Here is a 23,343-nt window from a genome sequence, read left to right on the forward strand (position 1 = left end):
TTTTTTCATGATCTCGATTCTGCGCCGTGGTTTGCTGGTGCTGCTGGCTGCTCTGCCACTGTTCGCCAATGCAGCGCCTGCATCCTCCGCTCATGACCTGGTTGACCGTACCACCAAGCAACTGCTGGCGGACCTTGCTGCCAACAAAGACAAGTACAAAACCGATCCGCAGGCGTTTTACGACGCTTTGAACGGCATCGTCGGTCCTGTGATCGATGCTGAAGGTATTTCCAAAAGCATCATGACCGTGAAGTACTCGCGTAATGCTTCGCCTGCACAGATGCAACGTTTCGAAGAAAATTTCAAGCGCAGCCTGATTCAGTTCTATGGCAACGCGCTGCTTGAGTACAACAACCAGGGCATTACCGTTTCCCCGGCCAAGGAAGAGGGCGCTGATCGCACCTCCGTCGACATGTCGGTCAAGGGCAATAACGGAGCGGTCTACCCCGTTTCCTACACCCTTGTGACCATCAATAACGAGTGGAAGGTACGCAATGTGATCATTAACGGGATCAACATTGGCAAGCTGTTCCGCGATCAGTTCACCGACGCCATGCAGCGCAACGGCAACAACCTGGACAAGACCATTGATGGTTGGGCCGGTGAAGTCGCCAAAGCCAAGGACGCTACCGAGAACTCGCCGGACAAGGTCGTTAAATGAGTGACGCGTGCATCACCGCAGTCGGCGGCGGCGAACTGAAGCTGTTTGGTGTGCTGGATTATCGTACCGGACCTGCACTGCGTGAGCAGGGCGCCGAGCTGATCAAGGCCAGTGATGCCTCGGCTTTGGTGCTCGATTGCTCGGCAGTCGAAAAATCCAGCAGCGTGGGCCTGGCCCTGTTGCTGGGGTTCATGCGCGATGCCCAGGCGGCCGGCAAATCGGTCAGCGTTCGCGCGCTGCCCGAGGACATGCGAGAAATTGCACAGGTATCCGGTCTGACCGAACTGTTCGAACAACATTGATTGCCATCTTCGATCAAGCCCCTCGTCCGGCTCCTATAAAGTAGGGTTCGCAACGAGAGGGCTTTTTTGTATGATGGCCGACCCGCGCGCGTAGGGCGCCGATTGAGGTTAAGCATGCAGGCCGTAGAAGTTAAAAGCTTCCTTGAAGGTAAGCTGCCAGAAATCCAGGTCGAAGTTGAAGGCGAAGGCTGCAACTTCCAGCTGAACGTGATCAGCGACGAACTGGCTACACTAAGTCCGGTCAAGCGCCAGCAGCAGATCTACACGCATTTGAACCCATGGATCGCCGATGGCAGCATCCATGCGGTCACCATGAAATTTTTCAGCCGCGCTGCATGGGCCGAGCGCACCTGAGCCAAATTGGCGTCGAGATTCTAATGGACAAACTGATTATTACTGGCGGCATTCGTCTTGATGGCGAAATCCGCATTTCCGGGGCGAAGAACTCTGCCCTGCCGATTCTCGCAGCCACGTTGCTGGCTGACGGTCCCGTGACTGTCGCGAATCTGCCGCACCTGCATGACATCACCACCATGATCGAGCTGTTCGGTCGCATGGGCATCGAACCGATCATCGACGAGAAACTCAGTGTCGAAATCGATCCTCGTACCATCAAGACCCTGGTCGCGCCGTACGAACTGGTGAAAACCATGCGTGCGTCGATCCTGGTGCTAGGCCCTATGGTTGCCCGTTTTGGTGAGGCCGAAGTGGCGCTGCCTGGCGGTTGTGCCATCGGTTCGCGTCCTGTCGACCTGCACATCCGAGGCCTTGAAGCCATGGGTGCGATCATTGACGTCGAAGGCGGCTATATCAAAGCCAAGGCGCCTGAAGGCGGCTTGCGCGGTGCGCACTTCTTCTTTGATACCGTCAGTGTGACCGGTACTGAAAACATCATGATGGCTGCCGCGTTGGCTAACGGTCGCAGCGTCCTGCAGAACGCCGCGCGTGAGCCAGAAGTCGTCGATCTGGCGAACTTCCTCAACGCCATGGGTGCGAAAGTGTCCGGCGCCGGTACTGACACCATCACCATTGATGGCGTCAAGCGTCTTGGCTCGGCGACCTACCGCGTCATGCCTGACCGTATCGAAACCGGTACTTACCTGGTGGCCGCTGCGGCCACCGGTGGCCGCGTCAAGGTCAAGGACACCGATCCGACGATTCTGGAAGCCGTGCTGGAGAAACTGCGCGAAGCCGGTGCAGAAATCACCACCGGTGACGACTGGATCGAGCTGAACATGCACGGCAAGCGTCCGAAAGCGGTCAACGTGCGCACCGCGCCGTACCCGGCGTTCCCGACCGACATGCAAGCCCAGTTCATTTCACTCAATGCCATTGCCGAAGGCACTGGCGCAGTGATCGAAACCATCTTCGAAAACCGCTTCATGCACGTGTATGAAATGCACCGCATGGGCGCGCAGATTCAGGTCGAAGGCAACACTGCAATCGTGACTGGCTGCGCGAAGCTCAAAGGCGCGCCTGTCATGGCGACCGACCTGCGCGCGTCGGCCAGTCTGGTGATTTCGGCGCTGATCGCTGAAGGTGACACACTGATCGACCGTATCTACCACATCGACCGTGGTTACGAGTGCATCGAAGAAAAACTGCAGATGCTGGGCGCGAAGATCCGTCGCGTACCAGGCTAGCAGTCCTGAGCGTTTCGCTGTCTGTGCCGCGCTGGCGCAGACGGCGAGGCAGCTGATTGAAGGCATGACCTTTTGATTCGTTTCACTTTGAGTCCTGACGTATCGACTCAAAGGTTGTCGGGCGCCGATTGCGACCCGACACGCGCTTGCTGATAAGGACTGACGTTTCCCATGTTGACCATCGCACTGTCCAAGGGCCGAATCCTTGATGACACCTTGCCGCTTCTCGCAGCAGCGGGCATCGTGCCGACCGAGAATCCGGACAAGAGCCGCAAGTTGATCATTCCGACGACCCAGGACGATGTTCGCCTGCTGATCGTACGGGCGACCGATGTTCCGACCTACGTCGAGCATGGCGCGGCAGACCTTGGCGTTGCGGGCAAAGATGTCCTGATGGAGTACGGCGGCCAAGGCTTGTACGAGCCGCTGGACCTGCAGATTGCCAAGTGCAAGCTGATGACGGCGGGCGCCGTCGGTGCCGCCGAGCCTAAAGGCCGGCTGCGTGTGGCCACCAAGTTCGTCAACGTTGCCAAGCGTTATTACGCCGAGCAGGGCCGTCAGGTCGACATCATCAAGCTGTACGGCTCCATGGAGCTCGCGCCGCTGGTGGGTCTGGCCGACAAGATCATCGATGTCGTCGACACCGGCAATACGCTGCGTGCCAACGGCCTCGAGCCACAGGAAATGATCGCTCACATCAGCTCGCGCCTCGTCGTGAACAAGGCATCGATGAAGATGCAGCACGCCCGCATCCAGTCGCTGATCGACACTCTGCGCACAGCCGTGGAGTCGCGACACCGCGGTTGACTGTTTCGCGCGATATTGAACAATGTCGCGCTCAGCTATCCGTGTCATAGCCAAATTTCTCAGGTGCCTACGCGGATGGCTTGGTAGCTTAGGCTCCCTGCTTTCCAGGCATCTGAGAAAACGCCAATCATTGAGGCCCACGCTATGACCACTTCCAACACCATTCGCCGACTCAACGCTGCTGACCCGGATTTCGCACGACATCTGGCTCATCTGCTGAGCTGGGAAAGTGTGTCTGACGACTCGGTCAATCAGCGTGTGCTGGATATCATCAAGAACGTGCGTGAGCGCGGCGATGCAGCGTTGGTGGAGTACACCCAGCGCTTCGACGGGCTGCAGGTGGCGTCGATGGCGGAGCTGATTCTGCCGCGTGAGCGTCTCGAACTGGCACTGACCCGCATCACCCCGGCGCAGCGTCAGGCGCTGGAAAAAGCCGCCGACCGCGTACGCAGCTACCACGAACGACAAAAGCAGGACTCCTGGAGCTACACCGAAGCCGACGGCACCGTGCTCGGCCAAAAGGTGACGCCTCTGGACCGCGCCGGTTTGTACGTGCCGGGCGGAAAAGCGTCGTACCCGTCATCCGTTTTGATGAACGCGATCCCGGCCAAGGTGGCGGGCGTGGGCGAAGTCGTCATGGTCGTGCCAACGCCGCGCGGTGAGATCAACGAACTGGTGCTGGCCGCCGCCTGTATCGCCGGGGTTGACCGCGTGTTCACCATCGGTGGCGCTCAGGCCGTTGCCGCGCTGGCCTACGGCACTGAAAGCGTTCCGCAGGTCGACAAGGTCGTCGGGCCGGGCAACATCTATGTCGCCACCGCCAAGCGCCACGTGTTTGGTCAGGTCGGTATCGACATGATTGCCGGTCCTTCGGAAATCCTCGTGGTGTGCGATGGCCAGACCGACCCGGACTGGATCGCCATGGACCTGTTCTCCCAGGCCGAGCACGACGAAGACGCCCAGGCGATTCTGGTCAGCCCCGATGCCGAGTTCCTCGACAAAGTGGCCGCGAGCATTGCCAGGTTGATGCCGACCATGGAGCGTGCCGAGATCATCAATACCTCGATCAACGGTCGCGGCGCGCTGATCAAAGTGGCGGACATGACTCAGGCCATCGAAGTCGCCAACCGCATTGCCCCGGAACACCTGGAACTGTCGGTCGCGGACCCTGGAGCCTGGCTGCCGCAGATTCGTCACGCCGGGGCTATCTTCATGGGCCGTCACACCTCCGAAGCCCTGGGCGACTACTGCGCGGGCCCGAACCACGTGCTGCCGACGTCGGGCACGGCGCGTTTCTCCTCGCCGTTGGGTGTCTATGACTTCCAGAAACGCTCCTCGATCATTTTCTGCTCCGAGCAGGGTGCGTCCGAGCTCGGCAAGACCGCTTCGGTGCTGGCGCGAGGCGAGTCGCTGACGGCTCACGCTCGTAGCGCTGAATACCGAATCGTCGACAACGAACAGGAAGGCAAGTAAGCATGAGCAAGTTCTGGAGTCCCTTTGTCCGTGACCTCGTGCCTTACGTGCCGGGCGAACAACCCAAACTGACCAAACTGGTCAAACTGAACACCAACGAAAACCCGTACGGGCCGTCGCCGAGGGCCATCGAGGCGATGCGCGCCGAGGTGAACGACAACCTGCGTCTGTACCCCGATCCAAACAGTGACCTGCTCAAGCAGGCGGTGGCCCGCTACTACGGTGTCGAGTCCAACCGGGTGTTCCTCGGCAACGGCTCCGATGAAGTCTTGGCTCACGCCTATAACGCGTTCTTCAAGCACGATAAGCCCTTGCTGTTCCCGGACATCAGCTACAGTTTTTATCCGGTGTATTGCGGCCTTTACGGCGTCGAGTTCGAAGCGGTTCCTCTGGATGCGCAGTTTCAGATCCGTGTCGAGGATTACAACCGCCCGAACGGCGGGATCATCTTCCCGAACCCCAACGCTCCGACTGGCTGCCTGCTGGCGCTGGAGGCAGTGGAGCAGATTCTCAAGGCCAACCCTGATTCGGTGGTGATCGTCGACGAAGCGTACATCGACTTCGGTGGCGAGACGGCCATCGGACTGGTGGATCAGTACCCGAACCTGCTGGTGACGCAGACGCTGTCCAAGTCCCGTTCACTGGCCGGGTTGCGCGTCGGGCTGGCGGTCGGTCATCCCGACCTGATCGAAGCGCTGGAGCGGGTCAAGAACAGCTTCAACTCCTATCCGCTGGATCGCATGGCCATCGTTGGCGCGGCCGCTGCGTTCGATGATCGCGAGTACTTCGAGCAGACCTGCAAGCAGGTGATCGCGAGCCGTGAAGTCTTGGTTGGGCAGCTGGAAGGCAAGGGGTTTGAAGTGCTGCCGTCGGCCGCCAACTTCATCTTCGCCCGTCACCCGAAACACGATGCTGCGGGCCTTGCGGCCAAGGTGCGTGAGCAGGGCGTGATCGTGCGTCACTTCAAACAGGAACGCATCGCGCAATTCCTACGCATCACCATCGGCACGCCAGAGCAGAATCAGGCGTTGGTGGATGCGTTGGGGGCGTTGTAGCGATTTATTGTAGGAGCGCGCTTGCCCGCGATTGCGCTGGGTCAATGGCTGGTGTGTTGCCTGACCGAACGCGATCGCGGGCAAGCGCGCTCCTACCGTTGGCTGCGGCGGTTCAGCCGACAATCAGGTTGCCGGCACACCGCCGCTGCATGCCTGAAGCTTAATCCTCAGCCGCAGGCGCCGGCGTCTGTGGCGGACGCAGTCCTACTTCCGCCATCAACTTCAGTTCCTTGCCATTACGCATGACTTGAATCGCGATCTTGTCAGTCGGTTTGGTCCGAGCGACCTGGTTCATCGACTTGCGTCCGTCACCGGCCGGCTCGCCATTGATGCTCAGGATCACATCGCCCAACTGCAGACCGGCTTTCTGCGCCGGGCCGTCGCGGAAGATCCCGGCCACCACGATGCCTGGGCGGTCTTTCAGGCCGAATGACTCAGCCAGTTCTTGCGTCAGGGGCTGCACTTCGATGCCCAGCCAACCCCTAATCACCTGACCGTGCTCAATGATCGACTTCATCACCTCCAGCGCCAGTTTGGTCGGGATGGCGAAACCGATGCCTTGAGAGCCGCCGGATTTGGAGAAGATCGCCGTGTTGATGCCGGTCAGGTTGCCATTGGCATCCACCAGCGCACCGCCCGAGTTGCCCGGGTTGATCGCGGCGTCGGTCTGAATGAAGTCTTCGTAGGTATTGAGGCCCAACTGGTTACGCCCGGTCGCGCTGATGATGCCCATGGTCACGGTCTGCCCGACGCCGAACGGGTTACCGATGGCCAGCGCAACGTCTCCGATACGGATGCTGTCAGAGCTGCCGAGGGTAATGGACGGCAGGTTCTTCAAGTCGATCTTCAGCACCGCGAGGTCCGTTTCAGGATCGCTGCCGATGACGCGCGCAATGGTTTCACGGCCGTCCTTGAGCGCCACGACAATCTGATCCGCGCCGGAGGTTACGTGGTTGTTGGTCAGCAGATAGCCTTCCGGGCTCATGATCACCGCAGAACCCAGGCTGGACTCCATGCGACGCTGTTTGGGCAGGTTGTCACCGAAGAAACGACGGAACTGAGGGTCTTCGAACAGCGGATGATTGGGTTTGTTGTTGACCATCTTGGTCGTGTACAGGTTGGCGACCGCGGGCGCAGCGCTGCTCACGGCATCGGCGTAGGACACCGGACCCTGCTGGATGAACGCGGTTTGAGGGGCTTGCTGCAGGTTGACGTCCTGGCTGGGCAGGCCGACCCACTGCGGGTACCGCTGGATAATCAGTAAAGCGATAAGCACACCAGCGAGCAATGGCCAGCCGAGAAAACGCAGCGCTTTGAACATTGAACAAGGTCCTGAAGGTAAATACGCAGCGTACCTGCGCCATAATGGCGGGCATTATACGAGGACCGGGACGGTCTGAACTGCATATTTAGGAGACTTTTATGGCTGTTTCTCTGAGCACTCTGGTCGAGGAAGCGGACCGCTATCTGAGCAGCGCCCGCGTGCAGGACTATTGCCCCAACGGTCTGCAAGTCGAAGGCCGGCCGCAGGTCACCCGAATCGTGTCCGGCGTGACGGCAAGCCAGGCCCTGCTGGACGCGGCGGTCGAGGCCAACGCCGACCTGATCCTGGTTCACCACGGCTATTTCTGGAAAGGCGAGAACGCCTGCATCACCGGCATGAAGCAGCGGCGTTTGAAGACGCTGCTCAAGCACGACATCAGCCTGCTGGCTTATCACTTGCCGCTGGACCTGCACCCTGAGGTGGGCAATAACGTGCAACTGGCTCGGCAGCTGGACATCACCGTCGAAGGACCTCTGGACCCAGACAATCCGAAGGTTGTCGGCCTGGTCGGTTCGCTGGCCGAGCCTGTCACGCCGCGCGACTTTGCGCACCGAGTGCAGTCCGCGCTGGGCCGCGAGCCGTTACTCATCGAAGGCAGTGAAATGATTCGTCGGGTGGGGTGGTGCACGGGAGGCGGGCAGGGCTACATTGATCAAGCCGTGCTGGCTGGCGTCGATCTTTACCTCAGCGGAGAAGCGTCCGAGCAGACGTTCCACAGCGCGCGGGAAAACGACATCAGCTTCATTGCGGCCGGTCATCACGCCACTGAGCGCTACGGTGTCCAGGCGCTGGGCGATTATCTGGCGAGGCGCTTTGCGCTGGAGCACATGTTCATCGATTGCCCGAACCCCATCTGAAGCGGGTCGAAGTGTCCAAAGACTGAGCTATATGGTTATACCGTTTCGATCTATCGGGGTCGCTGATTAGAATCAGGCCTCATGATAAAGTGCCTCGCTCGATAGAGCCCGCAGGCTCTCCATAAAAGTACGTTATCCCGTGAGTAACCATGGTCGACAAACTGACGCATCTGAAACAGCTGGAGGCGGAAAGCATCCACATCATCCGCGAGGTCGCCGCCGAGTTCGATAACCCGGTGATGCTGTACTCCGTCGGTAAAGACTCCGCCGTGATGCTGCACCTGGCGCGCAAGGCGTTCTTCCCGGGCAAGTTGCCGTTCCCGGTGATGCACGTCGACACCCGCTGGAAATTCCAGGAAATGTATCGTTTCCGCGATCAGATGGTCGAGGACATGGGCCTTGACCTGATCGTGCACGTGAACCCGGATGGCGTTGCGCAGGGTATCAACCCGCTGACCCACGGCAGTGCAAAGCACACCGACATCATGAAAACCGAAGGCCTCAAACAGGCCCTCGACAAACACGGTTTCGACGCCGCGTTCGGTGGTGCACGTCGTGACGAAGAGAAGTCCCGTGCCAAAGAGCGCGTGTACTCCTTCCGCGACAGCAAGCACCGCTGGGACCCAAAGAACCAGCGCCCGGAGCTGTGGAACGTGTACAACGGCAACGTCAACAAAGGCGAGTCGATTCGCGTATTCCCGCTCTCCAACTGGACCGAGCTGGACATCTGGCAGTACATCTACCTCGAAGGCATCCCGATCGTTCCGCTGTACTTCGCCGCCGAGCGTGAAGTCATCGAAATGAACGGCACCTGGATCATGATCGACGATGATCGTCTGCGTAATCACCTGTCTGATGAAGACAAAAAGCGCATCGTCAAGAAGAAGGTCCGTTTCCGCACACTGGGCGACTACCCGTTGACGGGCGCTGTCGAGTCCGAGGCCACCAGTCTCACCGACATCATTCAGGAAATGCTCCTGACGCGAACTTCCGAGCGCCAGGGCCGGGTCATCGATCACGATGGCGCAGGCTCGATGGAAGAAAAGAAACGTCAGGGTTATTTCTAATTAGGGTGTCTGAACATGTCGCATCAATCTGAATTGATCAGCGAGGACATCCTCGCCTATCTGGGCCAGCACGAACGCAAGGAAATGCTGCGTTTCCTGACCTGTGGCAACGTCGACGACGGCAAAAGCACGTTGATCGGGCGTCTGCTGCACGATTCCAAGATGATCTATGAAGATCACCTGGAAGCCATCACCCGCGATTCCAAGAAGTCCGGCACGACTGGCGATGACGTCGATCTGGCGCTGTTGGTGGACGGTCTTCAGGCCGAGCGCGAGCAGGGCATCACCATCGATGTTGCCTACCGCTACTTCTCGACCGCCAAGCGCAAATTCATCATTGCCGATACCCCAGGCCATGAGCAGTACACCCGCAACATGGCCACCGGTGCGTCCACCTGTGACCTGGCGATCATTCTGGTCGACGCCCGCTACGGCGTGCAGACCCAGACCCGTCGCCACAGCTACATCGCCTCGTTGCTGGGCATCAAGCACATCGTGGTCGCCATCAACAAGATGGACCTTAATGGCTTCGACGAGAAGATCTTCGAGCAGATCAAGGCCGATTACCTGACGTTTGCCGACCGTATCTCCCTGAAGCCGACCTCCATGGAATTCGTTCCGATGTCGGCCCTCAAGGGCGACAACGTCGTGAACAAGAGCGAGCGTTCGCCTTGGTACACCGGCAAGTCGCTGATGGAGATCCTTGAAACCGTCGAGATTGCCAACGACCGCAACTTCGACGACCTGCGCTTCCCGGTGCAGTACGTCAACCGCCCGAACCTGAACTTCCGTGGCTTCGCCGGTACGCTGGCCAGCGGTGTCGTGCGCAAGGGCGACGAAGTCGTGGTGCTGCCGTCGGGCAAGAGCAGCCGTGTGAAATCCATTGTCACCTTCGAAGGTGAGCTGGAGCACGCGGGGCCTGGTCAGGCCGTCACGCTGACCATGGAAGACGAAATCGACATTTCCCGGGGTGACCTGTTGGTTCACGCCGACAATCTTCCTCAGGTAGCGGATTCCTTCGACGCCATGCTGGTCTGGATGGCTGAAGAACCGATGCTGCCGGGCAAGAAATACGACATCAAGCGCGCCACGTCCTACGTGCCGGGCTCGATTGCCAGCATCACTCACCGTGTCGACGTGAACACGCTGGAAGAGGGGGCTGCCAGTGCCCTGCAGCTGAACGAAATCGGCCGTGTAAAAATCGCTCTCGATGCGCCGATCGCGCTGGACGGTTACGACAGCAATCGCACCACCGGTGCGTTCATCGTGATTGACCGTTTGACCAACGGCACCGTCGCGGCGGGCATGATCATCGCCAAACCGACCTCGTCTGGTGCGGGTCAGCACCATGGTGCGCTGGCACATGTGTCCGTTGAAGAACGTGCTCAGCGTTTCGGCCAGCAGCCGGCAACCGTGCTGTTCAGCGGTCTGTCGGGCGCAGGCAAGAGCACGCTGGCTTACGCGCTCGAGCGCAAACTGTTCGACATGGGCCGTGCGGTGTTCGTCCTTGATGGTCAGAACCTGCGTCACGACCTGAACAAAGGTCTGCCACAGGATCGCGCCGGTCGCACCGAGAACTGGCGCCGTGCCGCGCACGTGGCGCGTCAGTTCAACGAAGCGGGTCTGCTGACCCTGGCTGCCTTCGTTGCGCCGGATGCGGCAGGGCGTCAGAACGCCAAGGCACTGATTGGCGACGACCGCCTGATCACCATCTACGTCCAGGCCTCGCCTCAGGTTTGCCGTGAACGCGACCCACAAGGCCTGTACGCCGCCGACAAGGACAACATCCCTGGCGAGTCCTTCCCGTACGACGTGCCGCTGGACGCCGATCTGGTGATCGACACCCAGGCGTTGAACGTGGAAGAAAGCGTCAAGCAAGTGCTGGATCTGCTGCGAGCGCGCGGCGCGATCTAAATCTCGTTTGGTCTCACAAGAAACCCGCCCTCGATGGCGGGTTTTTTGTCGGACGCGATTCGCTTCACCGTGTGGGAGCTGCCGGAGGTTACGACGGTGGCGAATGCGGTTTTGATCGTTCCCACGCTCCGCATGGTAATGCCGCCCAGGACGCTCCGCGTCCCACTGCAACGGACGCGGAGCGTCCAGGGCTGCATATCCACGCGGAGCGTGGGCACGATCAGGGTTCTTGTAGGAGCGCGCTTGCCCGCGAATGCATTCCTTCTGCCAGCACATTTGTAGCTGACCCATCACATTTCGCGGGCAAGCGCGCTCCTACATGGGTCCTTTGCTCCAGCCCACAAAAAAGCCCGCCGCTGATCATCTCAGCGGCGGGCTTTTCGATGTGTTTCTTGATCGTTCCCACGCTCCGCGTGGTAATGCCGCCCAGGACGCTCTGCGTCCCAATGCAGCGGACGCGGAGCGTCTAGTGCTGCATACCCACGCGGAGCGTGGGCACGATCAGGGAATTAGACGGCTGCATCCCATTACGGCATGGCTCGGCGGCGGTACGCGGTGCTCCAGGCAGTGTTGATGTGGTCAGTAGCCCATTTTTAGAGTGCCTTCGCGCCCCCCGCATCTTGGATCAACCGATCCGGTCGAGCACTTGTAATCGAGATCAGGGTCATACTTTCTGAGCTCCACGAAGTAGCAGTCAGATACACAGTCTGTTGATACGCAGCCCGCGATCAAGATGCAGCTGACGAGTGTGGTGATAGCTTTCATTAGCCCTCCAAATGATTGGAAAGGCTACGGCGTGACCCGTTTGATCAGCAGTTGGCTGCGTCTGATAAGTCTGTAGGACATGTCTGTTCGGAAACAGCCGTGATTCGTACCAACAAAAAAGCCCGCCGCTGATCATCTCAGCGGCGGGCTTTTCGAGGTGTTTCTGCTTACTTCTTCAAACCGTAGTGCTCATCCAGCATGCCGGGGGTGTTCGGCATTTTCGGGGCGTAGTCCCGTGGTGGCTCGGCGGCGGTACGCGGTGGCGTCAGGCGGTCGCGGGGTGCCTGGAGTGCATCCGGGTGCAGGGCGGCCAGCAGGCGTTGGCGGGTCAAGTCGTCGGTGGCCAGACGGTTGGCGCCCTCGGCGAGATGTTCTTGTACATCCTGATAGCTCTGGGACAGTTTCTGCACCAGGTTAGCCGTGCTGTTGAAGTGAGTGACCACCTCGTTCTGATACCTGTCGAAACGCTCCTGAACGTCATCCAGCTGGCGCTGAGTGCCGTTAGGCGCGGCATTGGGCAGCGCACGCGCCACGAAAAAACCGATGGCTACACCGGCGATCAGGGCAATAGTCGGCAGCAACCAAACTAAGAGCGAGTAATCCACGAGTCCTTCCTCTATAAACGGCTTTGCTTTACGTTAACGGCTCGAACCTGCGCTGTATAGCGGCGACGCGTCGCCAATATGCCAGCCACAGACAATCAGCTAGACGAGTCGACCCAATTGAAGGTCACGGAGTTCATTCTTGCTCATGCGTGAAACCCCTGTATTCATCGACGGCCCCGCGGGCCAACTCGAAGCCCTGTACCTTGACCTGGAAGGGGCCAAGGGCGTGGCGCTGATCTGCCATCCTAACCCGGTTCAGGGCGGCACGATGCTCAATAAAGTGATCTCGACCCTGCAACGCACGGCACGCGACGCCGGGTACATTACCCTGCGTTTCAACTACCGGGGCGTTGGCGCCAGTGCCGGCAGCTCGGACATGGGGCAAGGCGAGGTCGATGATGCCGAAGCTGCTGCGTCATGGCTGCGTGAAAAACACCCTGATCTGCCGATGACGCTGTTCGGTTTTTCCTTTGGCGGTTTCGTCGCCGCGACCCTGGGCGGGCGTCTGGAAGCCAAGGGTGAAACGCTGAATCACCTGTTCATGGTCGCGCCCGCCGTCATGCGCATCGCCGACCCGAGCGCGCTGCCGCAAAACGGTTCGTTGACCGTGATTCAGCCTGAAACCGACGAAGTGGTCGACCCACAACTCGTCTATGCCTGGTCTGACGCACTGTCGCGCCCCCATGAGCTGCTGAAAGTGGCAGAATGCGGGCACTTTTTCCACGGCAAGCTGACCGACCTCAAGGATCTGGTCCTGCCGCGCCTTTCGAACTGATTGCAGCACCCAAATAAGCGACTAGCCATGACCACTCGTATCCTGACCGGTATCACCACCACCGGCACGCCACACCTGGGCAACTACGCGGGCGCCATTCGCCCGGCCATCGTCGCCAGCCGTCAGAGCGATGCCGACTCGTTCTACTTCCTGGCCGACTACCACGCGCTGATCAAATGCGATGACCCGCTGCGCATTCAGCGCTCGCGTCTGGAAATCGCCGCGACCTGGCTGGCGGCCGGCCTTGATGTCGAACGTGTCACGTTTTATCGCCAGTCCGACATCCCGGAAATCCCCGAGCTAACCTGGCTGTTGACCTGCGTCGCTGCCAAAGGCCTGCTCAACCGCGCGCACGCCTACAAAGCGTCGGTCGACAAGAACGTCGACGCCGGTGAAGACCCGGACGCCGGTATCACCATGGGCTTGTTCAGCTACCCGGTGCTGATGGCCGCTGACATCCTGATGTTCAATGCCCATCAAGTGCCGGTCGGTCGCGACCAGATTCAGCACGTCGAGATGGCCCGCGACATCGGCCAGCGTTTCAACCACCTGTTCGGCAAGGGCAAGGAATTCTTCGTCATGCCTGAAGCGCTGATCGAAGAGAGTGTGGCGACCTTACCGGGCCTTGACGGTCGCAAGATGTCGAAGAGCTACGACAACACCATCCCGCTGTTCAGCAGCGCCAAGGAGATGAAGGACGCGATTTCGCGCATCGTCACCGACTCCCGTCTGCCGGGCGAAGCCAAGGACCCGGACAACTCGCACCTGTTCACCCTCTACCAGGCGTTCGCTACCAAAGAGCAGAGCAACGAATTTCGTGGCGACCTGGTCCAGGGCCTGGGCTGGGGCGACGCCAAGCAGCGCCTGTTCCAGTTGCTCGACAGCGAGTTGGGTGAGGCGCGCGCGAACTACCATCGTCTGATTGAACGTCCGGCCGATCTGGAGGACATTCTGCAGGCCGGAGCGCAGAAGGCCCGTCGTATCGCGACGCCGTTCCTGGGTGAACTGCGTGAAGCGGTTGGCCTGCGTTCCTTCCGCACAACCACTCAAACGGTCGCCGCCACCAAGAAGAAAGCCAGCAAGGGTGCGCGCTTTGTGAGTTTCCGTGAAGACGACGGCAGCTTCCGTTTTCGTCTGCTGGCGGCCGATGGCGAGCAATTGCTGCTGTCGCGTCTTTTCGCCGACGGCAAGGCTGCCGGCGGGGTGACCAAGCAACTGCAGCAAGGCGGCGAGCTGGACATTCGGACGGAAGGCGACGCCTTCACCGTATGGCTGGAAGGTGCCTGCGTTGCGGACAGTCCGGCGTTCGCCGATGCCGCCGCCCGTGATGCAGCGGTCGAGAGCCTGAAGCTGGCGCTGGCGCCGCAACAGGATTAATTGCCATTGCAACGGGCCATCGCTACAGTGACGGCCCGTTTTTGCTACCTAGCTAACGTAACGAATATGACCCCCCTAGAAAGCTACCAGAACGACCTCAAGAAACCTGAATTCTTCCACGACGCCGCTCAGGAAAACGCTGTGCGTCATCTCCAGCGTCTGTACGACGATCTGGTGGCTGCCCACGAGAGCAAGCCTGGCCTGTTCGGCAAGCTGTTCGGCAAGAAAGAAGTCACGGTGATCAAAGGCCTGTATTTCTGGGGTGGCGTCGGCCGTGGCAAAACTTACCTGGTCGATACCTTCTTCGAAGCGCTGCCGTTTCAAGACAAGATGCGCACGCACTTCCACCGCTTCATGAAGCGTGTGCACGAAGAAATGAAGAACCTCAAGGGTGAGAAGAACCCGCTGACCCTGATCGCCAAGCAGTTCGCCGGTGAAGCCCGGGTCATTTGTTTCGATGAATTCTTTGTGTCCGACATCACCGACGCCATGATCCTCGGCACGCTGATGGAAGAGCTGTTCAAGAACGGCGTGACGCTGGTGGCGACCTCCAACATCGTGCCGGACGGTCTGTACAAGGACGGTCTGCAGCGCGCACGTTTCCTGCCCGCCATCGCGCTGATCAAGCAGAACACCGACATCGTCAACGTCGACAGTGGCGTGGACTATCGCCTGCGTCACCTGGAGCAGGCTGAGCTGTTCCACTTCCCGCTGAACGAAGCGGCTCAGGACAGCATGCGCAAGAGCTTCCGCGCGCTGACCCCGGAATGCACCAAGGCTGTGGAAAACGATGTGTTGATCATCGAGAACCGTCAGATCAAGGCGATTCGTACGTGCGACGACGTGGCCTGGTTCGATTTCCGCGAGTTGTGCGACGGTCCGCGTAGCCAGAACGACTACATCGAACTCGGCAAGATCTTCCACGCCGTGTTGCTCAGCGGCGTCGAACAGATGAGCGTCACCACCGACGACATCGCCCGTCGCTTCATCAACATGGTCGACGAGTTCTACGACCGCAACGTCAAGTTGATCATCTCGGCGGAAGTCGAGCTGAAGGACCTGTACACCGGCGGCCGCCTGAACTTCGAGTTCCAGCGCACGTTGAGTCGCCTGCTGGAAATGCAGTCCCACGAATTCCTGTCGCGGGCGCACAAGCCCTGACACCGCAATACCTGTAGGAGCTGCCGGAGGTGACGACGGTGGCGAACGCGGAGTGTCAGTCCCCGGATCCGGTGCAGACTCACCGCATTCGCCAGCAAGCCGGCTCCTACCATCACGTTTCGCAAAAAAAGCCCTGCATCGCTGCAGGGCTTTTTTGTTTCAGGCCGCCTGCTGAAACTGCTGGCGATACTGATTAGGTGACAGGTCGGTGTGTTGCCGGAACAGTCGTGCGAAGAAGCTGGCATCGTCGTAGCCGACTTCGTAGCTGATGGTCTTGATGCTTTTGCGCGACCCGGACAGCAGTCCTTTGGCGGTTTCAATACGCAGCCGTTGCAGATAATGCAGCGGCTTGTCCCCCGTCGCGGTCTGGAAGCGGCGCATGAAGTTGCGAATGCTCATGCCGTGTTCGCGCGCGACGTCCTCGAAGCGGAATTTGTCGGCAAAGTGCTCTTCGAGCCAATGCTGGATCTGCAGGATGATCACGTCCTGGTGCAGTTTCTGCCCGCCAAATCCCATGCGCCCCGGTGCGTAGCTGCGCTGGACTTCGTACAGGATGTCTCGCGCAACGGTCTGCGCCACGTTGGCGCCGCAGAAGCGCTCGATCAGGTAGATATAGAGATCGCACGCCGAGATGGTGCCGCCTGCGCAATACAGGTTGTCGGCGTCGGTCAGGTGTTTTTCCTGATTGAGCAACACATTCGGGAAGCGCTCGGCGAACTCATTGAAGAAGCGCCAGTAGGTGGTCGCCTCCTTGCCATCGAGCAGGCCGGCTTCGGCCAGCCAGAACACGCCGCTGGCTTCGCCGCACAAGACCGCGCCTCGGGCGTGCTGCTCGCGCAGCCAGGGCAGAATCTGCGGATAGCGCGCACGCAGGGTGTCGAAGTTTTCGACGAAGGCCGGAAGGATGATGATGTCGGCGTTTTCCAGCGTGCCGTCGACCGGCAACACGACTTCGCTGAAGCTGCGGACCTGCTGGCCGTCCGGGCTGACCAGTCGGGTTTCGAACGCAGGCTTGAGGCCCTGACCCAACTGTTTGCCGTACCGCAGGCTGGCCAGATGGAAGAAGTCTTTGGCTTGGGTGAGGGTGGAAGCGAAAATTCCGTCGATCGCGAGAATGCTGACGCGCCGCAACGGCACGGAGTGTTGAGTAGACATAATCTGTTGTTCTTATATGGGAAAGTGGTCAAGCAACGGCGTGATCGTCTTATTTTTTGTCGGATGTGTCCAGTGTCGTCGTCATCCTGCCCGGCATACGCTCTGTCAGCGATTTGTCCGACAATCCCTCCAGCCCAAGGTGTCCCATGCTTCCAAGAACACTTTTCAGTTCCGAGCACGAGCTTTTCCGTGACAGCGTCCGCAAGTTTCTCGAGCAGGAAGCCGCCCCGTTTCATGCGCAGTGGGAGAAGCAGGGGCATGTCGACCGTGCGCTTTGGAACAAGGCGGGAGAGCAGGGCATGTTGTGCTCGCACCTGCCGGAAGAATACGGCGGCATGGCGGCGGACTTCCTGTACACCACCGTGGTGATCGAAGAGATCTACCGGTTGGGACTGACCGGCATCGGATTTTCCCTGCATTCGGACATCGTTGCGCCTTACATCCTGCACTACGGCAGCGAGGCGCTGAAGCAGAAGTACTTGCCTAAGATGGTGTCGGGGGAGTTGGTAACGGCGATTGCGATGACTGAGCCGGGCGCAGGCTCCGATCTTCAGGGCGTCAAGACGACTGCCGTGCTGGAGGGTGATGAGTACGTGATCAACGGTTCCAAAACGTTCATCACCAACGGCTTTCTTGCGGACCTGGTGATCGTGGTGGCCAAGACCGATCCCAAGGCTGGCGCCAAGGGTACGAGTCTTTTCCTTGTCGAGGCGGGTACGCCCGGTTTCGAGAAGGGCAAGCGTCTGGAAAAAGTCGGTATGAAGGCGCAAGACACGTCGGAGTTGTTCTTCCAGGACGTACGCGTGCCCAAGGAGAACCTCTTGGGGCAGGCCGGGATGGGGTTCGCCTACCTGATGCAGGAACTGCCGCAGGAGCGTCTCACGGTGGCCATTGGCGCGATTGCGTCGGCCGAGGCGGCGTTGCAGTGGACGTTGACCTACACGCGTGAGCGCAAGGCATTCGGGCAAGCCATCGCGGATTTTCAAAACACACGCTTCAAACTGGCTGAGATCGCCACGGAAGTGCAGATCGGCCGCACGTTCATCGATCAGTGCCTGGCGTTGCATCTGGAGGGCAAGCTCGACGTGCCGACGGCCGCGATGGCCAAGTATTGGTCCACGGACCTGCAGTGCAAGGTGCTCGACGAGTGCGTGCAACTGCATGGGGGTTACGGCTTCATGTGGGAGTACCCGATTGCACGGGCATGGGCGGATGCGCGGGTGCAGCGGATTTATGCGGGCACCAACGAGATCATGAAAGAGATCATCGCGCGATCGCTGTAGGAAGGGTTAATCACAAGGCTTATATCCAACCAAATCCTGTGGGAGCGAATTTATTCGCGAAAGGGTGTCAGGCGAGACATGTGTATCGACCGTAATGGCCTCTCGCGAATGAATTCGCTCCCACAGGTGTCATTCAGCGTCAGCCAAATGATTAAGGCGCAGGATTCGGCTGATCCTTGTGAATCGCCTCAATACCCGCCAGTACCTCTTCCGACAACACCAGATTGAAGCTCTCCAGGTTGCTCTCGAGCTGTTCCAGCGTCGTCGCACCGATGATGTTGCTGGTCACGAACGGGCGACTGGTGACGAACGCCAGGGCCATTTGTGCCGGGTCCAGGCCGTGTTCACGGGCCAAAGCGACGTAGCGGGCGCAGGCAGCTTCCGACTGCGGGTTGAAGTAGCGGGTGAAGCGGCTGTAGAGGCTCAGGCGACCTTTTGCCGGTCGTGCGCCGTCAGCGTACTTGCCGGACAGCATGCCGAAGGCCATAGGTGAATACGCCAGCAGGCCGCATTCTTCACGGATCGCGATTTCCGCCAGACCGACTTCGAAGCTGCGGTTGAGCAAGTTGTACGGGTTCTGGATCGACACCGGGCGTGTCAGGCCGTGAGTGTCAGACTCAGCCAGAAACTTCATGGTGCCCCACGGCGTTTCGTTGGAGAGGCCGACGTGACGGATCTTGCCCGCCTTGACCTGTTCGTCCAGCGCCTCAAGCACTTCAAGCAGCGGCGTGAACGCGTCGTCGCTGTGGGTGTAACCCAGCTTGCCGAAGAAGTTGGTGCTGCGCTCCGGCCAATGCAGTTGGTACAGGTCCAGGTAGTCGGTCTGCAGGCGTTTCAGGCTGGCGTCGACGGCGGCAACGATGTGGTCGCGGTTGAATTTCAGCTGGCCGTCACGAATGTAGTCGATGCCGTTGCCGGGACCGGCGATCTTGCTGGCGAGAATCCAGTCGGCGCGGTCGCCGGTCTTTTTGAACCAGTTGCCGATAATGGTCTCGGTGCTGGCATAGGTTTCTTTCTTGGGCGGGACCGGGTACATCTCGGCCGTGTCCATGAAATTGATCCCCGCCGCTTTGGCCCTTTCGATCTGAGCGAAGGCCTCGGACTCGCTGTTTTGCTCGCCCCAGGTCATCGTGCCGAGGCAGATTGCGCTGACATTGAGGTCGGTTCTGCCCAGTTTGCGATAGTCCATCTGGCTCTCCTGTTTAAAAGAACCATAAAAGCAGGTTGAAATTTTTTTCGCAATCTGCATAATTCCGCGTCTCTTTGCCGTGGGAGTGATGCCCTGCGACACAAGACACCGCTGCGATCGAACGCGCTGACCCGAGCCCCCTATAGCGTTCGTGCCCGGCGGCCTTTGACTTGTCAAAGACCGTACTAATGAGTATGCTCCGCCGTCTATTTTTCAGGGCGGCCTTTGAGGCTATAAAGAATGAAAACTTTTACCGCTAAACCGGAAACAGTAAAGCGCGACTGGTTCGTCGTCGACGCTGCTGGTCAGACCCTGGGTCGTCTGGCCACTGAAATCGCGAGCCGTCTGCGTGGCAAGCACAAACCGGAATACACTCCGCACGTTGACACCGGCGACTACATCGTCGTGATCAACGCTGAGCAAATCCGCGTTACTGGTGCCAAAACCACCGACAAGATCTACTACTCTCACTCCGGTTTCCCGGGCGGGATCAAGTCGATCAACTTTGAAAAGCTGATCGCCAAAGCTCCTGAGCGCGTGATCGAGACCGCGGTCAAAGGCATGCTGCCTAAGAACCCGCTGGGTCGCGACATGTATCGTAAGCTGAAAGTCTATGCGGGCGCTGCACACCCTCATACTGCTCAGCAGCCCCAAGAACTGAAGTTTTAACGGAATAGTTCATTATGTCGGCGACTCAAAATTACGGCACTGGCCGTCGCAAGACCGCAACCGCTCGCGTTTTCCTGCGTCCGGGCACCGGTAACATCTCCATCAACAACCGCTCCCTGGACACGTTCTTCGGCCGCGAAACTGCCCGCATGGTAGTTCGCCAGCCTCTGGAACTGACCGAGACTGTCGAAAAATTCGACATCTACGTCACTGTCATCGGCGGTGGCGTGAGTGGTCAAGCTGGCGCAATCCGCCACGGTATCACCCGCGCTCTGATGCAATACGACGAAACGCTGCGTGGCGCTCTGCGCAAAGCAGGCTTCGTTACTCGCGATGCTCGCGAAGTTGAACGTAAGAAAGTCGGTCTGCGTAAAGCGCGTAAGCGTCCGCAGTACTCGAAGCGTTAATTCGCTTTTCGTTCAAAAAGAACGCTCAGTTTCCTCTTGGAACTGGGCGTTTTTTTATGGGCGTCTATTATTGGGTGTGACGACACGACTCATCCGTGGATGCCCCGTACCATAAGGCCTCCCGTTTTCGCCAAAAGGTAATGCCCTTGCGACTATCAGGGCCTTGTCATTGCCATTCGGCAGGATTTTTTTGACAGCTAGAAAAATAATTCAAAGAGAAGCCTGACCAAGCGGGCCTCTAAAAGCTGATGGGAGAGGACGGAATGAGCAATGACGGCGTGAATGCAGGCCGGCGTCGCTTCCTTGTCGCGGCCACGTCTGTGGTCGGCGCTGCAGGAGCGGTGGGGGCTGCGGTCCCGTTCGTGGGGTCATGGTTTCCCAGTGCCAAGGCCAAAGCGGCTGGCGCCCCCGTGAAAGTTAATATCAGCAAGATCGAGCCAGGGCAGCAGATGATTGCCGAATGGCGTGGCCAGCCGGTCTTCATCGTTCACCGCACGCCGGAAATCCTCACGAACCTGGGCAAGATCACCGCCCAGCTGTCCGATCCGGAGTCCAAGAACTCCACTCAACCTGCCTACGTTGACCCTGTGGTTCGCTCGATCAAGCCCGAGATGTTGCTGCTGATCGGGATCTGTACTCACCTGGGCTGCTCTCCCACCTTCCGACCCGAAGTCGCGCCCGCTGACCTCGGTAAAGACTGGGTCGGCGGCTACTTCTGTCCTTGTCACGGCTCTCACTACGACCTGGCTGGGCGCGTTTACAAAGCGCAACCTGCACCGCTGAATCTGCCAGTGCCGCCGCATTCCTACGAGTCGGACTCAATCATCGTCATTGGTGTCGATCAGGAGAAAGCGTAATGAGCAAATTCATGGACTGGATCGATGCGCGCTTCCCTGCGACCTCCATGTGGGAAGATCACCTCAGTAAGTATTACGCTCCTAAGAACTTCAACTTCTTCTACTTCTTCGGCTCGCTGGCGCTGTTGGTGCTGGTGAACCAGATCGTGACTGGCGTCTGGCTGACGATGAGTTACACGCCCTCGGCGGAGGAGGCTTTTGCGTCCGTCGAGTACATCATGCGGGACGTCGAGTACGGTTCGATCCTGCGCCTGCTGCACTCCACCGGCGCGTCGGCGTTTTTCATCGTCGTGTACCTGCACATGTTCCGTGGCCTGCTCTATGGCTCCTACCAGAAACCCCGGGAGTTGGTGTGGATCTTCGGCATGTTGATTTACCTGGCACTGATGGCCGAAGCGTTCATGGGTTATCTGTTGCCATGGGGGCAGATGTCGTATTGGGGTGCCCAGGTCATCATCTCGCTGTTCGGTGCGATCCCGGTCATCGGCAATGACCTGACCCAGTGGATTCGGGGCGACTACCTGATCTCGGGGATCACCCTGAACCGCTTCTTCGCCCTGCACGTCGTGGCGTTGCCTATCGTGATTCTCGGGCTGGTGGTGTTGCACGTGCTGGCGCTGCACGAGGTCGGTTCCAACAACCCTGATGGCATCGACATCAAGAAGCACAAGGACGAAAACGGCAAGCCGCTCGACGGCATCGCCTTCCACCCGTATTACACGGTGAAGGATATCGTCGGCGTGGTGGTGTTCCTCTTCATTTTCTGCTCGATCGTGTTCTTCTTTCCGGAAATGGGCGGGTACTTTCTGGAGAAGCCGAACTTCGAACAGGCCAACGCTTTCAAGACGCCGGAGCACATCGCGCCGGTCTGGTACTTCACGCCGTTCTACGCGATCTTGCGTGCGATCCCGGACAAGCTCATGGGGGTTATGGCCATGGGCGCGGCGATCGCAGTGCTGTTCGTCTTGCCGTGGCTTGATCGCAGTCCGGTCAGGTCGATGCGGTACAAAGGCTGGCTCAGCCGGATCTGGTTGCTGCTGTTTTGTGTGGCCTTCGTGATTCTCGGGATTCTGGGGGTTCTTCCGCCCAGCCCCGGGCGCGCTTTGCTGTCACAGGTGTGTACGTTCGTGTACTTCGCCTACTTCATCCTGATGCCGTTCTACACGCGCATGGAGAAGACAAAACCGGTTCCGGAAAGGGTGACTGGCTAATGAAAAAGCTATTGGCTGTTTTTATTCTCGCTGCCTTGCCTGTGTTGTCGTTCGCTGCCGAACACGGTGGCCCGGAACTGGAAAGCGTCGACATCGATGTTTCCGACAAGGTTGCCATGCAGGACGGTGCACGCACCTTCGTGAACTACTGCATGGGTTGCCACAGCGCCAAGTTCCAGCGTTATGAGCGGGTCGCGGATGACCTTGGCATTCCTCACGAATTGATGCTCGACAAGCTGGTATTCACGGGCGCCAAGATCGGCGATCACATGGTGGCCGGCATGCAGCCTGCGGATGCCAAGACCTGGTTCGGCGCTGCGCCACCCGATCTGACCCTGGTGGCGCGGGTGCGTGGGACAGACTGGCTCTACGGCTATCTGCGCTCGTTCTACGAGGACCCTGCGCGGCCCTGGGGCGTGAACAACAAGGTTTTCCCCAACGTGGGTATGCCTAACGTGCTCGTCGGCCTGCAGGGGCGTCAGATCATCGGTTGCAAGCAGGTGCAGGTGGTCGAGGGCGACAAGAAGCAATATGACCCGCTGACAGGTTCCCCACTCACGCACGAGGCCTGTGATCAGCTGACGATCGTGCCCAAGACCGGCACGCTCACTGAAGAGCAGTTCGACGAAAAGATCAAAAACCTGGTGACCTTCCTCGCGTATTCGGCGAACCCGGTCAAGCTGCAACACCAGCGCATCGGCACTTACGTGCTCTTGTACCTGGCGATCCTGTTCATCTTCGCGTACCTGCTCAAACGCGAATACTGGAAGGATGTGCACTGAAGGG

23 protein-coding genes are annotated in these 23,343 nt (G+C 59.2%); 19 read left to right on the plus strand and 4 right to left on the minus strand.

Annotated elements, in window-relative coordinates:
* Positions 1-7 precede the first annotated feature (7 nt).
* The 7 genes from AB4N84_RS15780 (at position 8) to hisC (ending at position 5,941) form a co-directional block, all read left to right on the plus strand.
* Complete coding sequence (locus AB4N84_RS15780; RefSeq protein WP_460042167.1) at positions 8-661, plus strand: MlaC/ttg2D family ABC transporter substrate-binding protein; 654 nt, start codon at positions 8-10, stop codon at positions 659-661.
* The gene (locus tag AB4N84_RS15785) at positions 658-963 is read left to right on the plus strand and encodes an STAS domain-containing protein (RefSeq protein ID WP_074753867.1); all 306 of its coding nucleotides are present in this window, start codon (positions 658-660) and stop codon (positions 961-963) included. The genes AB4N84_RS15780 and AB4N84_RS15785 overlap by 4 nt, the downstream gene beginning before the upstream one ends.
* A gap of 114 nt (positions 964-1,077) precedes the next feature.
* On the plus strand, positions 1,078-1,317 hold the full coding sequence (locus tag AB4N84_RS15790) for a BolA family protein (RefSeq protein ID WP_062384295.1): 240 nt from the start codon (positions 1,078-1,080) through the stop codon (positions 1,315-1,317).
* A gap of 23 nt (positions 1,318-1,340) precedes the next feature.
* Positions 1,341-2,606, plus strand: a complete 1,266-nt coding sequence (gene murA, locus AB4N84_RS15795; protein WP_074753963.1) for a UDP-N-acetylglucosamine 1-carboxyvinyltransferase — start codon at positions 1,341-1,343, stop codon at positions 2,604-2,606.
* A 171-nt stretch (positions 2,607-2,777) separates the two neighbouring features.
* Positions 2,778-3,413 carry an ATP phosphoribosyltransferase gene (gene hisG / locus AB4N84_RS15800; protein WP_074753869.1) on the plus strand — a complete coding sequence of 212 codons (636 nt, stop codon included), beginning with the start codon at positions 2,778-2,780 and terminating at the stop codon, positions 3,411-3,413.
* 144 nt (positions 3,414-3,557) lie between these two features.
* Positions 3,558-4,886 (plus strand): histidinol dehydrogenase, encoded by a 1,329-nt coding sequence (gene hisD / locus AB4N84_RS15805; protein WP_460042168.1) that lies wholly within the window; start codon positions 3,558-3,560, stop codon positions 4,884-4,886.
* 2 nt (positions 4,887-4,888) lie between these two features.
* Positions 4,889-5,941, plus strand: coding sequence for a histidinol-phosphate transaminase (hisC, locus tag AB4N84_RS15810; protein WP_460042170.1), 1,053 nt, complete (start codon positions 4,889-4,891; stop codon positions 5,939-5,941).
* A 160-nt stretch (positions 5,942-6,101) separates the two neighbouring features.
* Here hisC and algW read toward each other — a convergent pair whose 3' ends face one another.
* Positions 6,102-7,262: a Do family serine endopeptidase AlgW gene (algW, locus tag AB4N84_RS15815; protein ID WP_074753875.1), complete on the minus strand. Its 1,161-nt coding sequence runs from the start codon at positions 7,260-7,262 to the stop codon at positions 6,102-6,104.
* 101 nt (positions 7,263-7,363) lie between these two features.
* Between algW and AB4N84_RS15820 the strand changes: the two genes are divergently transcribed.
* The 3 genes from AB4N84_RS15820 (at position 7,364) to cysN (ending at position 11,103) form a co-directional block, all read left to right on the plus strand.
* A complete protein-coding gene (locus AB4N84_RS15820; RefSeq protein WP_074753877.1) occupies positions 7,364-8,122 on the plus strand; it encodes a Nif3-like dinuclear metal center hexameric protein in 759 nt (252 codons plus the stop codon).
* A gap of 149 nt (positions 8,123-8,271) precedes the next feature.
* Positions 8,272-9,189 carry a sulfate adenylyltransferase subunit CysD gene (gene cysD, locus AB4N84_RS15825; protein WP_074753879.1) on the plus strand — a complete coding sequence of 306 codons (918 nt, stop codon included), beginning with the start codon at positions 8,272-8,274 and terminating at the stop codon, positions 9,187-9,189.
* Positions 9,190-9,204: 15 nt separating this feature from the next.
* Positions 9,205-11,103: a sulfate adenylyltransferase subunit CysN gene (gene cysN / locus AB4N84_RS15830; protein WP_460042171.1), complete on the plus strand. Its 1,899-nt coding sequence runs from the start codon at positions 9,205-9,207 to the stop codon at positions 11,101-11,103.
* 932 nt (positions 11,104-12,035) lie between these two features.
* Here the strand turns inward: cysN and AB4N84_RS15835 are convergent.
* Positions 12,036-12,473: a Z-ring associated ZapG family protein gene (locus AB4N84_RS15835; protein WP_074753883.1), complete on the minus strand. Its 438-nt coding sequence runs from the start codon at positions 12,471-12,473 to the stop codon at positions 12,036-12,038.
* 145 nt (positions 12,474-12,618) lie between these two features.
* Here AB4N84_RS15835 and AB4N84_RS15840 point away from each other — a divergent pair, with 145 nt between their 5' ends.
* The 3 genes from AB4N84_RS15840 to zapE all read left to right on the plus strand — a co-directional run bounded on the left by AB4N84_RS15840 (position 12,619) and on the right by zapE (position 15,786).
* Entirely contained in the window at positions 12,619-13,248 is a 630-nt protein-coding gene (locus AB4N84_RS15840; protein WP_460042172.1) for an alpha/beta hydrolase, read from the plus strand.
* A 27-nt stretch (positions 13,249-13,275) separates the two neighbouring features.
* Positions 13,276-14,625 carry a tryptophan--tRNA ligase gene (locus AB4N84_RS15845; RefSeq protein WP_460042174.1) on the plus strand — a complete coding sequence of 450 codons (1,350 nt, stop codon included), beginning with the start codon at positions 13,276-13,278 and terminating at the stop codon, positions 14,623-14,625.
* A 66-nt stretch (positions 14,626-14,691) separates the two neighbouring features.
* Positions 14,692-15,786: a cell division protein ZapE gene (gene zapE / locus AB4N84_RS15850; RefSeq protein ID WP_460042175.1), complete on the plus strand. Its 1,095-nt coding sequence runs from the start codon at positions 14,692-14,694 to the stop codon at positions 15,784-15,786.
* Between the two features lie 159 nt (positions 15,787-15,945).
* Here zapE and AB4N84_RS15855 read toward each other — a convergent pair whose 3' ends face one another.
* The gene (locus tag AB4N84_RS15855; RefSeq protein ID WP_167362078.1) at positions 15,946-16,842 is read right to left on the minus strand and encodes a GlxA family transcriptional regulator; all 897 of its coding nucleotides are present in this window, start codon (positions 16,840-16,842) and stop codon (positions 15,946-15,948) included.
* A 245-nt stretch (positions 16,843-17,087) separates the two neighbouring features.
* On the opposite strand from AB4N84_RS15855, the gene AB4N84_RS15860 reads away from it, so the two are divergent.
* On the plus strand, positions 17,088-18,224 hold the full coding sequence (locus AB4N84_RS15860; RefSeq protein WP_460042177.1) for an acyl-CoA dehydrogenase family protein: 1,137 nt from the start codon (positions 17,088-17,090) through the stop codon (positions 18,222-18,224).
* Positions 18,225-18,375: 151 nt separating this feature from the next.
* Here AB4N84_RS15860 and AB4N84_RS15865 read toward each other — a convergent pair whose 3' ends face one another.
* A complete protein-coding gene (locus AB4N84_RS15865) occupies positions 18,376-19,413 on the minus strand; it encodes an NADP(H)-dependent aldo-keto reductase (protein ID WP_460042179.1) in 1,038 nt (345 codons plus the stop codon).
* 240 nt (positions 19,414-19,653) lie between these two features.
* Here AB4N84_RS15865 and rplM point away from each other — a divergent pair, with 240 nt between their 5' ends.
* The 5 genes from rplM to AB4N84_RS15890 all read left to right on the plus strand — a co-directional run bounded on the left by rplM (position 19,654) and on the right by AB4N84_RS15890 (position 23,339).
* Positions 19,654-20,082: a 50S ribosomal protein L13 gene (rplM, locus tag AB4N84_RS15870; RefSeq protein ID WP_019693576.1), complete on the plus strand. Its 429-nt coding sequence runs from the start codon at positions 19,654-19,656 to the stop codon at positions 20,080-20,082.
* A 14-nt stretch (positions 20,083-20,096) separates the two neighbouring features.
* Complete coding sequence (rpsI, locus tag AB4N84_RS15875; protein ID WP_074753897.1) at positions 20,097-20,489, plus strand: 30S ribosomal protein S9; 393 nt, start codon at positions 20,097-20,099, stop codon at positions 20,487-20,489.
* A 263-nt stretch (positions 20,490-20,752) separates the two neighbouring features.
* Positions 20,753-21,346 carry a ubiquinol-cytochrome c reductase iron-sulfur subunit gene (petA, locus tag AB4N84_RS15880; RefSeq protein WP_074753899.1) on the plus strand — a complete coding sequence of 198 codons (594 nt, stop codon included), beginning with the start codon at positions 20,753-20,755 and terminating at the stop codon, positions 21,344-21,346.
* The gene (locus AB4N84_RS15885) at positions 21,346-22,557 is read left to right on the plus strand and encodes a cytochrome b (protein ID WP_074753901.1); all 1,212 of its coding nucleotides are present in this window, start codon (positions 21,346-21,348) and stop codon (positions 22,555-22,557) included. The genes petA and AB4N84_RS15885 overlap by 1 nt, the downstream gene beginning before the upstream one ends.
* The gene (locus AB4N84_RS15890; RefSeq protein WP_074753903.1) at positions 22,557-23,339 is read left to right on the plus strand and encodes a cytochrome c1; all 783 of its coding nucleotides are present in this window, start codon (positions 22,557-22,559) and stop codon (positions 23,337-23,339) included. Before AB4N84_RS15885 ends, AB4N84_RS15890 begins: the two co-directional genes overlap by 1 nt.
* Positions 23,340-23,343: the final 4 nt, after the last annotated feature.

The sequence above is a fragment of the Pseudomonas sp. S2_H01 genome (assembly GCF_054668305.1).

Bases quoted from the DNA above. Each gene is read 5' to 3' on its own strand.
- AB4N84_RS15840 (WP_460042172.1), top strand. From the start codon at position 12,619: ATGCGTGAAACCCCTGTATTCATCGACGGCCCCGCGGGCCAACTCGAA.
- murA (WP_074753963.1), top strand. From the start codon at position 1,341: ATGGACAAACTGATTATTACTGGCGGCATTCGTCTTGATGGCGAAATC.
- cysN (WP_460042171.1), top strand. From the start codon at position 9,205: ATGTCGCATCAATCTGAATTGATCAGCGAGGACATCCTCGCCTATCTG.
- AB4N84_RS15865 (WP_460042179.1), bottom strand. From the start codon at position 19,413: ATGGACTATCGCAAACTGGGCAGAACCGACCTCAATGTCAGCGCAATC.
- rplM (WP_019693576.1), top strand. From the start codon at position 19,654: ATGAAAACTTTTACCGCTAAACCGGAAACAGTAAAGCGCGACTGGTTC.
- AB4N84_RS15845 (WP_460042174.1), top strand. From the start codon at position 13,276: ATGACCACTCGTATCCTGACCGGTATCACCACCACCGGCACGCCACAC.
- hisD (WP_460042168.1), top strand. From the start codon at position 3,558: ATGACCACTTCCAACACCATTCGCCGACTCAACGCTGCTGACCCGGAT.
- hisC (WP_460042170.1), top strand. From the start codon at position 4,889: ATGAGCAAGTTCTGGAGTCCCTTTGTCCGTGACCTCGTGCCTTACGTG.
- algW (WP_074753875.1), bottom strand. From the start codon at position 7,262: ATGTTCAAAGCGCTGCGTTTTCTCGGCTGGCCATTGCTCGCTGGTGTG.
- AB4N84_RS15820 (WP_074753877.1), top strand. From the start codon at position 7,364: ATGGCTGTTTCTCTGAGCACTCTGGTCGAGGAAGCGGACCGCTATCTG.
- AB4N84_RS15885 (WP_074753901.1), top strand. From the start codon at position 21,346: ATGAGCAAATTCATGGACTGGATCGATGCGCGCTTCCCTGCGACCTCC.
- hisG (WP_074753869.1), top strand. From the start codon at position 2,778: ATGTTGACCATCGCACTGTCCAAGGGCCGAATCCTTGATGACACCTTG.
- AB4N84_RS15785 (WP_074753867.1), top strand. From the start codon at position 658: ATGAGTGACGCGTGCATCACCGCAGTCGGCGGCGGCGAACTGAAGCTG.
- rpsI (WP_074753897.1), top strand. From the start codon at position 20,097: ATGTCGGCGACTCAAAATTACGGCACTGGCCGTCGCAAGACCGCAACC.
- cysD (WP_074753879.1), top strand. From the start codon at position 8,272: ATGGTCGACAAACTGACGCATCTGAAACAGCTGGAGGCGGAAAGCATC.
- AB4N84_RS15860 (WP_460042177.1), top strand. From the start codon at position 17,088: ATGCTTCCAAGAACACTTTTCAGTTCCGAGCACGAGCTTTTCCGTGAC.
- petA (WP_074753899.1), top strand. From the start codon at position 20,753: ATGAGCAATGACGGCGTGAATGCAGGCCGGCGTCGCTTCCTTGTCGCG.
- AB4N84_RS15890 (WP_074753903.1), top strand. From the start codon at position 22,557: ATGAAAAAGCTATTGGCTGTTTTTATTCTCGCTGCCTTGCCTGTGTTG.
- AB4N84_RS15790 (WP_062384295.1), top strand. From the start codon at position 1,078: ATGCAGGCCGTAGAAGTTAAAAGCTTCCTTGAAGGTAAGCTGCCAGAA.
- AB4N84_RS15780 (WP_460042167.1), top strand. From the start codon at position 8: ATGATCTCGATTCTGCGCCGTGGTTTGCTGGTGCTGCTGGCTGCTCTG.
- zapE (WP_460042175.1), top strand. From the start codon at position 14,692: ATGACCCCCCTAGAAAGCTACCAGAACGACCTCAAGAAACCTGAATTC.